Below are 13914 nucleotides of genomic sequence, written 5' to 3' on the forward strand. Positions count from 1 at the left end.
ACCACGATCGGGGGGTCGGGGTGGCCCTTCGGGCAGGTCACGACATAATGCTCGCGTGGCGACAGCGGCAACGATCCCAGCATCCCGGCTCCACGGGCACCACGACCGACCCAGCATGGTCAGCGTCGGGACGATCATCTGGCTCTCCAGCGAGCTGATGTTCTTCGCGGCACTGTTCGCGGCGTACTTCACGATCCGCTCGGTCAGCCCGGAGCTGTGGGCCCAGAACACCGAGCTGCTCGACGTGCCGTTCGCGGCGGTCAACACCACGATCCTGGTGCTCTCCTCGCTCACCTGCCAGCTCGGCGTCTTCGCCGCCGAGCGCGGCCAGGTGGGTCGCACCGGGTCAGTCCTCCAGATCAAGGGCTGGGGGCTGCGCGAGTGGTTCATCCTCACCTTCGTCATGGGCGCCATCTTCATCGGCGGCCAGGCGGTGGAGTACGCCACGCTCATCCAGGAAGGTGTGACCATCCAGGACTCCGCGTACGGCTCGATGTTCTACCTCACCACGGGCTTCCACGGCATCCACGTCGCGGGCGGACTGCTCGCGTTCCTGCTGGTGCTGGGACGCACCTACCTCGCACGCAAGTTCACCCACGAGCAGGCGGTCAGCGCGATCGTCGTCTCCTACTACTGGCACTTCGTCGACGTCGTGTGGATCGGTCTGTTCGCGACCATCTACCTCGTCCAGTGACGACCCAGTACCGCTTTTGAGCGCCTCCTAGACTGACACCGGAACAAGGACTCTTTGACGTGCGAATCCTGAACTCAGCTGCCGGCCGCCTGTCACGCCTCCGTCGCGGGCGGCTCGCAGGCGCCCTCCTGCTCATGGTCGGCCTCCTCGCCGCAGGCGGCCTGTGGACCGCGGTGATGACCCCGGCCTCGGCCGAGAAGACCCAGGACCTGGCCAGCCAGGTCGAGGAGGGTCGCAAGCTCTTCCTCGTGGGCTGCTCGACCTGCCACGGCACCAATGGCGAGGGCATCCTCACCGACCGCGGCAACAATCTCGGCCCGTCCCTGGTCGGCGTCGGTGCCGCCGCGGTCGACTTCCAGGTCGGCACCGGCCGGATGCCCATGGCCCAACCCGGCGCGCAGGCGCCCCGCAAGGACGTCGCCTACAGCGACGAGGAGACGGCCGCCCTCGCCGCGTACGTCGCCACCCTCGGCCCCGGCCCGGCGATCCCGGCCGAGAGCGACTACAGCATCGACGGCCTGGATAGCGAGGCCCAGGAGGCTGCCATCGTCCGCGGTGGCCAGCTCTTCCTCACCAACTGCACGGCCTGCCACAACTTCGAGGGGTCCGGAGGCGCCATGCCCAACGGTGGCTACGCCCCGACGGTGCGCGGCGTGGACTCCAAGTACATCTACGAGGCGCTGCTGACCGGTCCGCAGACCATGCCGACCTTCAGCAACGGCAACCTCACCCCCGACCAGAAGCGCGACATCATCGCCTACCTCAACAACCTCAACGACTCCGCCGGCGTCGGCGGCTTCGGCATGGGCAGCCTGGGCCCGGTGGCCGAGGGCCTGTTCGCCTGGATCGTGGGCATCGGTGGTCTCGTCGGCTTCGCAGTCTGGATCGCCGCGCACACCACGCGCTCGAGCAAGAAGAAGGTGCAGGCGTGAGCAACGAGCTGACCGGCCCCGGGACGAGCGCAGACAACCTGCCGGCGGAGGAGCCGATCCCCAACCCGGGTCTGCCCAGCCACACGTGGCGTCCCACGGACATCGACGAGGACGCCGCCCGGCGCGCCGAGCGCCAGATCGCCTCGATGTACCTGCTCTCGATGGTCTGCGTGGTGCTCTTCTGCGTCACCTACTTCGTCGCTGACGTCGGTGACAACTGGACGACCTTCCTCGGCCTCGGTGCCTCCACCGTCGGCCTGGGCGTCTTCCTCGGTCTCGCGCTGCTGCTGATCGGCGCCGCGACCATCCAGTGGGCCCGCAAGCTCATGAGCGATGTCGAGATGGTCGAGATGCGCCACCCCGCGCGCTCCTCCGACGAGGACCGCGAGGCCACCCTCCAGGCGCTGTCCTCCGGCGCCGAGGACTCCGGCATCGCCCGTCGTCCCCTCATCCGCAACACGCTCCTGGCCTCTGTCGGCATGCTCGGCGTCCCGGCCGTGGTGCTGCTGCGCGACCTCGGTCCCACGCCGGGCCAGGCCGCCGAGGCCGACTACCCCGGCGCCGGGCTCGAGAAGACCGTGTGGACCCCCGGAATGCGCGTCGTGCGCGACGTCGTGGGCACCCCGATCCGGGCGTCCGACCTCGAGATCGGTGACCTGGTCAACGCCCAGCCCGAGGCGATCTTCCCCTCCGAGGAGAGCGGCCTGCCCGAGCTCGAGGGGGCCGAGCTGCTGATCGCCAAGTCGAAGGCCGCGGTCATCGTCGTGCGCATGGAGCCCGACACGATCATCCCCGGCGAGGGCCGGGACAACTGGTCGGTCGACGGCATCGTCTGCTACTCCAAGATCTGTACCCATGTGGGGTGCCCGATCTCCCTCTACGAGCGGACCACCCACCACCTCCTGTGCCCGTGCCACCAGTCCACCTTCGACCTCTCCGACTCCGGTCGGGTGGTCTTCGGGCCGGCTGGTCGACACCTCCCACAGCTCCCCCTCGCCGTTGACGAGGAGGGGTTCCTCGTGGCCCAGTCCGACTTCACCGAGCCGGTGGGGCCGACGTACTGGGAGCGCGATCACAAGGACATCGGCGACCAGGGTGAGGCTGACCTGTGAGCATCGACACCAGCAGGGTCGCGACGAGCAACTCGTCAGCGGCCACTGCCAAGAAGCCGGGCAAGGCCGGCGCCGTCGCCAACTGGGCCGACGAGCGCCTGGGCCTGGGCACGGCCATGAAGAAGAACCTGCGCAAGGTCTTCCCCGACCACTGGTCCTTCATGCTGGGCGAGATCGCCCTGTGGAGCTTCGTGGTCCTCCTGCTCACCGGCGTCTTCCTGACGCTGTGGTACCACCCGAGCATGGCCGAGGTGGTCTACGAGGGCTCCTACGACCCGCTGCGGGGCGTGCTCATGTCCGACGCGATGGCCTCGACGCTGGACATCTCCTTCGACGTCCGGGGCGGACTGATGATCCGGCAGGCCCACCACTGGGCTGCCATGATCTTCATCGCGTCCATGATGATCCACCTGCTGCGCGTGTACTTCACCGGCGCCTACCGCAAGCCCCGGGAGCTCAACTGGGTCATCGGCTGCCTGTTGCTGCTGCTGGGCACGCTCGAGGGTTTCACGGGCTACTCGCTGCCCGACGACCTGCTGTCGGGCACCGGCATCCGCGCCGCGGACGGCTTCATGAAGTCGATCCCAGTTGTGGGCACCTACGTCAGCTTCTTCCTCTTCGGCGGCGAGTTCCCCGGCGACCAGATCATCCCGCGGCTCTACATGATCCACGTGCTGCTGATCCCGGGCCTGCTGCTGGCGCTGATCGCGGCCCACATGCTGCTGCTCGTCTACCACAAGCACACCCAGTGGCCTGGCCCCGGCCGCACCGAGGAGAACGTCGTCGGCTTCCCGATGCTCCCGGTGTACGCCGCCAAGGCCGGTGGTTTCTTCTTCATCGTCTTCGGTGTCACCGCGATCATGGGTGGCCTCCTGGGCATCAACCCGATCTGGAAGTACGGCCCCTACGACCCGACCAAGGTCACGGCCGGCTCCCAGCCCGACTGGTACATGGGTTGGCCCGACGGCGCGCTGCGGATCATGCCCGGCTGGGAGTTCCACCTCGGTGGCTACTCCTTCGCGCTGAACGTCTTCCTGCCGATCATCGTGCTGCCGGGTCTGATGTTCACGATCCTGCTGCTGCTGCCCTTCATCGAGTCCTGGATCACCGGGGACAAGCGTGAGCACCACCTGCTGGAGCGCCCGCGCAACGCCCCGACCCGGACCGCGCTGATGGTCTCGCTGATGACCTTCTACGGCCTGATGTGGGCCGCGGGCGGCAACGACATCATCGCGATCACGTTGAACTCCGACATCAACCAGATCACCTACTTCATGCGGGTGGCGGTCTTCGTCGGACCTGCGATCGCGTTCTGGGTCACGCGTCGCTGGTGCATCTCGCTCCAGCGCCACGACGAGGCGAAGCTGCTGCACGGCTACGAGACGGGCGTCATCATGCGCTCGCCCGAGGGTGGCTACTCCGAGCGGCACCTGCCGATCAGCGAGAACGCCGCCTACACCCTCACCGCTCGCGACCGCGACGTCGTCTACACCCCCGGGTCGGAGACCGACGAGAGCGGCGTGGCGGCCCCGGGTGGCCGGCTCAACGGTCTACGCGCCAAGCTCTCCGAGCTCTGGTTCGCCGACAACGTGCAGAAGCCGACCGCGCAGGAGCTCGAGGAGGCCCGGCACCACGCCGAGCACGAGCACGCGCTCACCGCAGCGCTCGACGGCGTCGCCGCCGACGGGCACCAGTTCGACGGCCACCACGCCGTCGAGGGTGAGTCGCTCCGCGGTCACTGACCGACACGTACGACGCCGAAGGCCCGGTCCCCCGAGCGGGGGCCGGGCCTTCGGCCTCGGTGGGACAGCAGCCCAGGGCGTGGGCAGGCGGGAGGCGGCGTCAAGACAGCGCCGAGACGCCGTTGACGTCGAGGTCGACGCGCACCTCGGTGCCGGCCTGCCAGTAGCGCCGCGGACGCCAGTGAGCCTCGGTGTTGCTGAGCCAGTGCCAGGTGCCGGGCTGCTGCGGCACCGACTCGACCCGCATCTGGCGCTCCATCGAGGCACGGTCGGTCACCGGCACGTCGAAGGACACCACGACCGGCATGCCGACCCCCACCGTCTTGCCGTCCAGCGGCGCGACGGACGCGTAGGTCTGCTCGGCGAGCGAGAGGTCCTGGGTCCGGAAGCGGGTCACCGACCGCACCGCGGCGCCGTCGGCGTCGCGCCCCACGGCGCGGACCGTGTACGCCGCCCCGGGCTCCAGCCGCTCGCCGGCCACCCACTGCGTGCCGTCCACGGAGACCTCGCCGGGGACGTCGCCGGCGGGCGAGCTGACGGTGACCCTCTCCAGCACCGCGGACTCGGCCTGCACGTCCAGGAGGGTGTCGACGGTGACGTCGCGCTCACCGCGCCCCTCGTTGAGGACCAGGCGGGCCGGTCCCTCGCCAGGCGTCTGTGCGGAGTCCTGACCGCCGTCGCCCCCTTCACCGGGCAGCGGAGCACCCTCACAGGCGCTCAGCCCCGTGGCGACCAGGGCCACGAGGCTGACCTAGGCCAGCAGGGTCCGCGGGCAGCGGTAGCCGGTCACCGTCAACTCCTCCCAGCAGGTGGCTCAGTGGCGGTGACAGTCCGGACGCGGGGTGCGTGGACCGTCCCAGGGTAGGCACGGGGTGCCCACGACGACGCACTCCGCGCCGTCCCTGTGCAGGGAGGACGCGGAGTGCGGCGAAAAGGTTGCGGTGACCCTCAGTGGGCGTGCTCACCCCGGTAGTACTCGAAGACCAGGCCACAGGTGGCCAGCGCGCCCAGCACGGAGCCGATGATGAAGAGCCACCAGGCGGTCATCGCCAGGGCGAAGACCATGACGCCGAGCGTGAGGGCCGCCCACAGCGGCCACCAGGAGTAGGGCGGGAAGAAACCCAGCTCACCGGCGCCGTCCGCGATCTCGGCGTCGTGGCGGTCCTCGGGACGGGGCTCCATCTTCCGGGCGTGGAAGCCGAGGTAGATGGTGACCATGAGGGTCAGCAGCGCCGTCATCGTGAGCGCGGAGGTCCCGGTCCAGTCGGCTCCGGTCTCGCCGGCGCCCGTGATGAACCAGTAGGCCGGGGTCACCAGCACCAGGAAGATGGTGGCGATCGCGAAGATCCAGGCTTCGGCCTTCATCGGGACTCATCCCCCTTCGTGTGCTCGCCCCGCACGATGTCCTCGCGGCCCGTCATGTCCGGAGCATCGGCGAAGTCACCGTTGGCGGCAGCCTGGTTCTGGTCCAGGTCGAGCGCCGCGATCTCCGGGTGGTGCAGGTCGAAGGCCGGCGACTCCGAGCGGATGCGCGGGATGGTGTGGAAGTTGTGGCGCGGCGGCGGGCACGAGGTGGCCCACTCCAGCGACCGGCCCCAACCCCACGGGTCGTCGACCTCCACGAGCGGAGCGTTGCGCGAGACGTAGAGGTTGTAGAAGAACGGCAGCATCGACAGCGAGAGCAGGAAGGCACCGACGGTCGAGACCTGGTTGAGGAAGGTGAAGCCGTCCTCGGGCAGGTAGTCGGCGTAGCGCCGCGGCATGCCCTCCACGCCCAGCCAGTGCTGGACGAGGAAGGTCAGGTGGAAGCTGACGAAGAGCATCCAGAAGTGCAGCTTGCCGAGGCGCTCGTCGAGCATCCGGCCGGTGAACTTGGGCCACCAGAAGTAGAAGCCGGCGAACATCGCGAAGACCACGGTGCCGAAGACGACGTAGTGGAAGTGCGCCACCACGAAGTAGGAGTCGGAGACGACGAAGTCCAGCGGCGGGCTGGCCAGGATGACACCGGTCAGGCCACCGAAGAGGAAGGTCGTGAGGAAGCCGATCGACCACAGCATCGGGGTGTCGAAGGACAGCGAGCCGCCCCACATCGTGCCGATCCAGTTGAAGAACTTCACGCCGGTCGGCACCGCGATGAGGAAGGTCATGCCGGAGAAGAAGGGCAGGTCGACCGCACCGGTGACGAACATGTGGTGGGCCCACACCGCGACCGAGAGGATCGCGATGCCGAGGGTCGCCCCGACCAGGCCGACGTAGCCGAAGATCGGCTTGCGGCTGAAGACGGGGAGGATCTCGGTCACGATGCCGAAGAACGGCAGCGCGATGATGTAGACCTCCGGGTGCCCGAAGAACCAGAACAGGTGCTGCCACAGGATCGCCCCGCCGTGGGCGGTGTCGAAGACGTGGGCACCGAGGCTCCGGTCGGCCTCCAGCATCAGCAGGGCGCCCGCGAGGATCGGGAAGGCGATGAGCACCAGCAGGCTGGTGATCAGCACGTTCCAGACGAACATCGGCATCCGGAACATCGTCATGCCGGGCGCGCGCATGCAGATGATCGTGGTGATGAAGTTGACCGCACCGAGGATCGAGCCGAGGCCGGCCATCCACAGGCCCATGATCCACAGGTCACCGCCGACGCCCGGCGAGCGGACCGCGTCGGAGAGCGGGGTGTAGGCGAACCAGCCGAAGTCGGCCGCGCCCTGGGGCGTGAGGAAACCGGAGGCGGCAATGAGGCCGCCGAACAGGAACAGCCAGTAGCTGAACATGTTCAGGCGCGGGAAAGCCACGTCCGGGGAGCCGATCTGGATCGGCATGATGACGTTCGCGAAGCCGAAGAACAGCGGCGTCGCGAAGAGCAGCAGCATGATCGTGCCGTGCATGGTGAAGAGCTGGTTGTAGACCTCGTCGTTGACCACCTGCGAGCCGGGTGCGAACAGCTCGGCGCGGATCAGCAGTGCCATGACGCCACCGATGAGGAACCATGCGAAAGACGTGACGAGGTACATCTTGCCGATCAGCTTGTGATCGGTCGTGGTCAGCATCCGGACCACGAGCTCGCCGAGGGGCTTGCGCCCGCTCTGCTGCGTGGGGTGGGCCGCGGTGGCGGTCATTCGCCCTCTCCCTCGGTCTCGTCGGTGTCCAGGCCCGCCTGGGTGCGGGCGTCGTCGCTGCCGATCAGCGGCAGGTCGGAGTCGTTGCCCTCGGCCACGAGGCCGGCGACGTACTCGTCGTACTCCTCGCGGCTGACGACCTTGACCTTGAAGAGCATCCGGGAGTGGTAGACCCCGCACAGCTCGTAGCACTTGCCGAGGTAGTCACCCTCCTCGGTGGGCTTGAGCTGGAAGGAGTTCACCCGGCCCGGGATGACGTCCATCTTCATGAGGAAGCCGGGGACGCCGAAGTCGTGGATGACATCGGGACTGTGGAGGTTGAAGCGCGTGGTCTCGTCCACCGGCAGCCACAGCGTCGGGATGTAGGAGGCCGTGCCGACCTCGTAGGCGTACTCGGAGTAGGGGAACTCCTCGTCGGTGTTGTCCTCGTTGGCCTCGACGTCCAGGGCGCCGACACCGTGGTTGAAGGTCCATGACCACTGCTGGGCGGTCACCTCCACGATGTTGTCCGGCACCGGGTCGTCGGCCAGCGCGATGTTCTGCACGCGCACCGTGTGGACGAAGAAGACCACCACCATCATCACCGGCGCGACGGTGTAGAAGATCTCCAGCGGCAGGTTGTAGCGCGTCTGCACGGGGATCTCGTCGTCGCTGCGGCGGCGGTAGGCGATCACGGCGTAGCCGATGAGGCCCCACACGATGACGCCGGTCACGAGGGCGGCGATCCAGGCCCCCTGCCACAGCGCGAGGGTGCTCTCCCCCTGCTCGGTGACGGGCTCGGGCATGGCCAGCCGCTCCCACTCACCGCGCGACTCCGACGAGCAGCCGGCGAGCAGCAGGACGGGGGCGCTGAGGGCGACGGCGAGGCCCGCGCGAGCGGCCCGACCGCGGCGGCGCAAGGGCGCTCCGAAGGGGTGCTGCAGACTCAACGGTGGAGCCTTCCTCTCAAACGATCAGGAGTGCTGGTCACACTACCGTGATCGGGCGGCGGTGTCGGGACCAGGGTGGGGGTTCGGACGCGCCGGCCGTAGGGTCGGCTCGTGGCACACGCACACCTCGACGCGGCGGCGGGCGCTCCCCTGCACCCGGCCGCCCGCGAGGTCTTGGACGCCGCCCTCGCGCGGGGGTACGCCGACCCCCGCGCCCTGCACGGTCTCGGGCGGGACGCCCGGCTGCTGCTCGACAACGCCCGCGAGGCGGTGGCAGACGCCCTGGCCGTGCGCCGTGACGAGGTGTGGTTCACCGGCCCGCTCGACGCCGTGCAGCGCGGGCTCCTGGGCCTGGCCGAGGCGCGGCTCCACCGCGGTGCCCGGCTCGTCGTTCCGTCGGTCGAGCACGCGCACGTCCGGCACGCGGCCCGCTGGTGGGCCGACCGACACGGCGGCCAGGTGCACGAGGTGGGCGTGGACTCCTGGGGCCGGGCCTACGACGGCGACCTGGTCGAGAGCGCGATCGGTGGCGACGTGGCCGCGGTCGCCTGCCAGCTCGCGAACCACGAGGTCGGCACCATCCAGCCGGCCGGTCAGGTCGAGCTGCCCGACGGCGTCCCCCTCTTCGTGGACGGCTCCGCCTCCCTGGGGATGATCGACCTGCCCGAGACCGGGTGGTCGGCCGCTGCCGGTCACGCGACCTCGTGGGGCGGGCCTGGCTCCGTCGGCGTCCTGGTGGTCCGCCGCGGGACGCGATGGTCGAACCCCTTCCCCGGGGACCCCGAGCCCCAGGACTTCGGTGGCGCGCTGCCTGACGTCGCCGGCAGCCTCGCGGCGGCGGCCGCGCTGCAGGCCACGCTCGCCGAGCGCGCGGAGGTCGACGGCCGACGCCGGCGTCTCGTGGACCGCATCCGTGAGGTCGCAGCGGCCCTCCCCGACACCGAGGTCGTCGGCGACCCGGTGGAGCGACTCCCCCACCTGGTCACCTTCTCCTGCCTCTACCTCAGCGGCGAGGCGCTGGTGCGCGAGCTGGACCGGGCCGGCTTCGGCGTCGCGAGCGGCTCGGCCTGCACCGCCTCGACCCTCGAGCCCAGCCACGTGCTCGCCGCCATGGGCGCCCTCACGCACGGCAACGTGCGCATCTCGCTGGGTCGAGACGTCACCGAGCAGCAGGTCGAGGCGCTCCTCGCGGTGCTGCCCGAGATCGTGGGCCGGCTGCGGTCGGAGGTGGGCCTGTAGTGGACAGCAGCCTCACCGTGACCTTCGGCGGCCATCCCGAGCCGGACCTCGAGCTGGACTGCCGGGGCATGCTCTGCCCCCAACCGGTGATCGAGCTGGGGCGCCGCCACACCGAGGTGCCCGTGGGAGCGGTGGTCGCGGTCGTCGTCGAGGACGTCGCGGCCCGCACGGACGTCCCGGCGTGGTGCCGGATGCGCGGGCAGGAGTACCTCGGCGAGGACACTGCCCCGGACGGCGTCCCCCGCTACCGGGTGCGTCGACTCACCTGAGGGCCGGTCGGGTCAGCCGACGAACGGGCGGACCTCGGCCGCGGCCTCTGCGCCGTACGACGCCTCGAGGCGGGCCACGAAGTCCGACCCGGTGAAGTGGTACTCCTGGGTGCCGACCGTCTCCACGACGTACGCCGCGAGCACGCAGCCGACCTGGGCGGCCCGCTCGAGCCCGACGCCCCACGCGGTGGCGGCGAGGTAGCCGGCGCGGAACGCGTCGCCGACACCGGTCGGCTCGACGGCCGCGACGTCCTTGGCCGCGGGCACCACGATGTCCTCCTCGCGGGCGCGCTTGATGCGCACCCCGTCGGCGCCGAGCGTCGTGACCTGCAGCCCGACCTTCGCCAGGACCTCGTCGGCCGACCAGCCGGTCTTCTGCTCGATCATGTGCGACTCGTACTCGTTGGAGAACAGGATCGCGGCGCCGTCGATGAGCTCGCGGATCAGCCCGCCCTCGCCGAAGGCCAGCTGCTGGCTGGGGTCGGCGATGAAGGGGTAGCCGCGCTGGCGGCACTCCTCGGTGTGGCGCAGCATGCCGTCGGGGTCGTCGGCACCGATCAGCACGTAGGCCGGCTCGCCGACCCGGGAGACGATCGGGGCCAGCTCGATGAGGCGGGCCTCGCTCATCGCTCCGGGGTAGAACGAGGCGAACTGGGCCATCGTGGAGTCGGTGGTGCACACGAAGCGGGCGGTGTGCTTGGACTCCGATATCCGCACGCTGTCGCAGTCCACGCCGTGGCGCTCCAGCCAGGAGCGGTAGTCGGAGAAGTCCTCGCCGGCCGAGCCGACCAGCACCGGGCGCAGCCCGAGCGCGGCCAGGCCGAAGCACATGTTCGGCGCGACGCCGCCGCGGCGGATCTCGAGGTCGTCGACCAGGAACGAGACCGACAGCTTGTGCAGCTGCTCGACGACCAGGGAGTCCTCGAACTTCCCCGCGAAGCTCATCAGGTGGTCGGTGGCGATGGAGCCGGCGATGAGCAGCGCCCCGGCAGTGGTTCCAGTGGTCTCAGACACGTGGCCGAACACTACCGATCGGTACTGCTGGGAGTACCCCCCAGTAGCCAATAGCGTCGAGGACATGGCCTCCTACGACGACCTCAGCACCGTGTCCCAGATGCACGACGACTGCACCGCGACCCGCTCCACGCTGGAGCGTCACCTGGCCCGGGCAGCCGGCCGCGCCACCCGCCCCGCGCCCTCCATCCTCTTCGCCGACTACCCGCGCGAGGTCCAGAAGCGCGACATCGAGGTCGGCGAGGCCGCCCAGCGCATCGCCAACGCGCTCTCGCTGCACCTGGACTGACGGCACCCGTCCACGGCGACGTACGACGAAGCCCCCGACCGATCCGGTCGGGGGCTTCGTCGTACGTCGGCTCGGCGGCCTCAGCTCAGTGGAAGCTGTCGCCGCACGCGCACGAGCCCGTGGCGTTCGGGTTGTCGATGGTGAAGCCCTGCTTCTCGATGCTGTCGACGAAGTCGATCATCGCGCCGTTGAGGTAGGGGACGCTCATCCGGTCGACGACGACGGACACACCGTCGAAGTCGGTGACGACGTCACCGTCGAGGGTGCGCTCGTCGAAGAACAGCTGGTAGCGCAGGCCCGAGCAGCCACCGGGCTGCACGGAGATCCGCAGCTGGAGGTCGTCACGACCCTCCTGCTCCAGCAGGCTCTTCACCTTCGCCGCCGCGACGGAGCTCAGGTTGATGCTGTCGGTACGACGCTCGGTCTCGACCTGCTCGGTCATGTCGTGGTGCTCCCAACTAGAGGTGCGGGGGTCTGGGTGGGTGGTCCGGTCCCGGACCGGTGTCCACCAGGGTCAATGGTAGGCGAGGCTCGGCTATTCCCTCGACCACGTCCGGGCCACCCGCTCCGAGAGCTCGCTCAGCGCCTGCGCGGGCTGGCCGAGGGCACGCTCCTCCCCCACCAGCTCGACGAGCGAGTACGCCGCCTCGACACCCAGTGCGCGCATCTCCCGTGAGCCCACCAGCACCTGGCCGGCCAGCGCCAGGCAGGGCCGCAGCGCCCGTGCGGAGATCTCGGCAACGCCGTACGGCACCTTGCCGGAGCGGCTGGAGAAGTCGAAGGCCCCCTCGCCCGTGACCACGACGTCGGCCGCTCGGGCGCGGGCCTCGAGGTCCACAGCGGCGGCCACCAGGTCGATCCCGGGCTCCCGGGTCGCCCCGAGCAGCATCAGCGCGAACCCCAGTCCACCGGCGGCGCCGGCGCCCTTCTCCAGCGAGAGCCGGCGGTCGGTGGCGACGGCGAGCTGCTCCAGCAGGCCGTCGACGAGCGCGATGCGGCCCTCGTCCAGCCCCTTCTGCGGGCCGAAGGTCTTGGTGGCGCCGAACAGGCCGGTCAGGGGGCTGTCGACGTCGCTGGCCGCGATCAGGGTGACCCCGGCCAGACGCTCCCTGGCGGGCCCCAGCTCCACCGAGGTGACGTCGGACAGGCGCAGCGGTCCGGCGTCGAGCCGGCCGTCGGCGGTGGCCCCGAGGGCGTGCAGCAGGCCGGCGCCGCCGTCGTTGGTGCCGCTGCCGCCCAGGCCGACCACGACGGTCGTCGCCCCGGCGTCGACCGCGGCGGCCACCAGCTGACCCACGCCGACGGTGCTCGCGACCTCGACCCCCTCCCCGCCCGTGAGCTGCAGCCCGCAGGCCTGCGCGCTCTCGACGTACGCCGTCGGGCCGTCCAGCAGGAGCGTCGCCGGCGTCGCCTCGCCCAGCGGGCCGGTCACCGTGACGACGACGAGGTCCCCGCCGGTCGCGGCGTGCAGGACGTCGACGAAGCCCGGGCCGCCGTCGGACATCGGGGCGAGGTCGAGCTCGTCGCCCGGGGAGCGCCGTCGCCAGCCCTCGGCGATGGCCTCCGCGGCCTCGACGGCCGTGAGGGTGCCCGCGAACTTGTCGGGTGCCACGAGGACTCGCATGCCCCCATCCTCACGCACGGGTAGGTTCGGGCCTCGTGGCGGAGTCGCGAGAGGGCCTGGTGGTGCGGCCGATGCGGCTCGAGGACGTCGAGGTGGCCGAGCAGATCAGCGCCGAGGCGTTCCTGCAGGTCGACCGGGCCACCCGGCGGGCCACCGACCCCGAGCCGGAGCGTCGTCCTGCCGCGCGCTCGCAGCGGTGGATCGACCGGACGTCCAGCCTGCTGGCGACCGACGGGCCCGGCTGCTGGGTCGCGGACCTCGACGGCCGCACCGTCGGGATGGCCACCTCGCTGCGCCGCGAGACGCTGTGGGCGCTGGCGACCTTCGCGGTGCTGCCCGACGCCCAGGGCGGCATCGGGCGGCCGCTGCTCGAGGCCGCGCTGCAGCACTCGGTCGGCTGCCTGCGCGGCATGCTCTCCAGCTCCTCCGACCCGCGGGCGGTGCGGCGCTACCTGGCGGCCGGCTTCGACCTGCACCCGCAGATGGTGATGACCGGTCAGGTCGACCGGAGCGCAGCGCCCTCGCTCCGCGGCGTCCGCGAGGCGACCCCCGGTGACCTCGACGAGCTCGACTCGCTGGACCGCCGCGTCCGCGGCGCTGGACGCGGCCACGACCACCTGCTCCTGGCGCAGACCGGCCGAGCGATGGTGGTCACCGACCGCGCGAGCAGCGGCTACGTCTACGTCGGCGACACCGGCAGCGTCCTTGCCCTGGCCGCGACCGACCGTCGCACGGCGAGCCGGCTGCTGTGGGCGGCGATCTCCCGTTCCGACGGGGAGGTCGAGGTCCCGCACGTGACGGGTGCCAACCAGTGGGCGCTGCGGGTCGGGCTCGACGCGGGACTGACCGTCCGCACCGAGGGCTACCTCGGGGTGCGCGGGATGAAGCCGCCCGCGCCGTACCTCCACCACGGCGCGCTGCTGTAGGTCGAGAGCATGACTCCGGGTCTCACGGGGTAGG

Annotated in this window: 15 protein-coding genes; 8 read left to right on the forward strand and 7 right to left on the reverse strand. The window is 70.4% G+C overall.

Annotated elements, in window-relative coordinates; all coding sequences use genetic code 11:
• Positions 1–73: 73 nt before the first annotated feature.
• The 4 genes from A6R01_RS05535 to A6R01_RS05550 all read left to right on the forward strand — a co-directional run bounded on the left by A6R01_RS05535 (position 74) and on the right by A6R01_RS05550 (position 4480).
• Positions 74–694: a heme-copper oxidase subunit III gene (locus tag A6R01_RS05535; protein WP_292604415.1), complete on the forward strand. Its 621-nt coding sequence runs from the start codon at positions 74–76 to the stop codon at positions 692–694.
• Positions 695–828: 134 nt separating this feature from the next.
• Positions 829–1626, forward strand: a complete 798-nt coding sequence (locus A6R01_RS05540) for a cytochrome c (RefSeq protein WP_292604342.1) — start codon at positions 829–831, stop codon at positions 1624–1626.
• Positions 1623–2738: a ubiquinol-cytochrome c reductase iron-sulfur subunit gene (locus A6R01_RS05545; RefSeq protein WP_292604344.1), complete on the forward strand. Its 1116-nt coding sequence runs from the start codon at positions 1623–1625 to the stop codon at positions 2736–2738. Before A6R01_RS05540 ends, A6R01_RS05545 begins: the two co-directional genes overlap by 4 nt.
• A gap of 98 nt (positions 2739–2836) precedes the next feature.
• Complete coding sequence (locus A6R01_RS05550) at positions 2837–4480, forward strand: ubiquinol-cytochrome c reductase cytochrome b subunit (protein WP_292604417.1); 1644 nt, start codon at positions 2837–2839, stop codon at positions 4478–4480.
• Positions 4481–4580: 100 nt separating this feature from the next.
• Here the strand turns inward: A6R01_RS05550 and A6R01_RS05555 are convergent, their stop codons facing one another.
• The 4 genes from A6R01_RS05555 to coxB all read right to left on the reverse strand — a co-directional run bounded on the left by A6R01_RS05555 (position 4581) and on the right by coxB (position 8519).
• On the reverse strand, positions 4581–5222 hold the full coding sequence (locus A6R01_RS05555) for an Ig-like domain-containing protein (protein WP_292604346.1): 642 nt from the start codon (positions 5220–5222) through the stop codon (positions 4581–4583).
• Positions 5223–5428: 206 nt separating this feature from the next.
• A complete protein-coding gene (locus A6R01_RS05560) occupies positions 5429–5845 on the reverse strand; it encodes a cytochrome c oxidase subunit 4 (RefSeq protein ID WP_292604348.1) in 417 nt (138 codons plus the stop codon).
• Complete coding sequence (gene ctaD, locus A6R01_RS05565) at positions 5842–7590, reverse strand: cytochrome c oxidase subunit I (protein WP_292604350.1); 1749 nt, start codon at positions 7588–7590, stop codon at positions 5842–5844. The genes A6R01_RS05560 and ctaD overlap by 4 nt, the downstream gene beginning before the upstream one ends.
• Positions 7587–8519 (reverse strand): cytochrome c oxidase subunit II, encoded by a 933-nt coding sequence (coxB, locus tag A6R01_RS05570; protein WP_292604352.1) that lies wholly within the window; start codon positions 8517–8519, stop codon positions 7587–7589. The genes ctaD and coxB overlap by 4 nt, the downstream gene beginning before the upstream one ends.
• 111 nt (positions 8520–8630) lie before the next feature.
• Between coxB and A6R01_RS05575 the strand changes: the two genes are divergently transcribed.
• Positions 8631–9758, forward strand: coding sequence for an aminotransferase class V-fold PLP-dependent enzyme (locus A6R01_RS05575; protein ID WP_292604353.1), 1128 nt, complete (start codon positions 8631–8633; stop codon positions 9756–9758).
• Positions 9758–10027 carry a sulfurtransferase TusA family protein gene (locus A6R01_RS05580; RefSeq protein ID WP_292604355.1) on the forward strand — a complete coding sequence of 90 codons (270 nt, stop codon included), beginning with the start codon at positions 9758–9760 and terminating at the stop codon, positions 10025–10027. Before A6R01_RS05575 ends, A6R01_RS05580 begins: the two co-directional genes overlap by 1 nt.
• Before the next feature lie 12 nt (positions 10028–10039).
• Here A6R01_RS05580 and A6R01_RS05585 read toward each other — a convergent pair whose 3' ends face one another.
• Positions 10040–10972 carry a carbohydrate kinase family protein gene (locus A6R01_RS05585; protein ID WP_292604418.1) on the reverse strand — a complete coding sequence of 311 codons (933 nt, stop codon included), beginning with the start codon at positions 10970–10972 and terminating at the stop codon, positions 10040–10042.
• A gap of 133 nt (positions 10973–11105) precedes the next feature.
• Here A6R01_RS05585 and A6R01_RS05590 point away from each other — a divergent pair, with 133 nt between their 5' ends.
• A complete protein-coding gene (locus tag A6R01_RS05590; RefSeq protein WP_292604357.1) occupies positions 11106–11330 on the forward strand; it encodes a hypothetical protein in 225 nt (74 codons plus the stop codon).
• A gap of 85 nt (positions 11331–11415) precedes the next feature.
• On the opposite strand, the gene erpA is transcribed toward A6R01_RS05590, so the two are convergent.
• On the reverse strand, positions 11416–11772 hold the full coding sequence (erpA, locus tag A6R01_RS05595) for an iron-sulfur cluster insertion protein ErpA (protein WP_292604359.1): 357 nt from the start codon (positions 11770–11772) through the stop codon (positions 11416–11418).
• Between the two features lie 93 nt (positions 11773–11865).
• The gene (locus tag A6R01_RS05600; RefSeq protein ID WP_292604361.1) at positions 11866–12954 is read right to left on the reverse strand and encodes a glycerate kinase; all 1089 of its coding nucleotides are present in this window, start codon (positions 12952–12954) and stop codon (positions 11866–11868) included.
• A gap of 35 nt (positions 12955–12989) precedes the next feature.
• Here A6R01_RS05600 and A6R01_RS05605 point away from each other — a divergent pair, with 35 nt between their 5' ends.
• On the forward strand, positions 12990–13880 hold the full coding sequence (locus tag A6R01_RS05605; RefSeq protein WP_292604363.1) for a GNAT family N-acetyltransferase: 891 nt from the start codon (positions 12990–12992) through the stop codon (positions 13878–13880).
• The last annotated feature ends 34 nt before the right edge of the window (positions 13881–13914 follow it).

It is taken from the genome of Nocardioides sp. REDSEA-S30_B4 (assembly GCF_001627265.1).
GTDB lineage: Bacteria > Actinomycetota > Actinomycetes > Propionibacteriales > Nocardioidaceae > Nocardioides.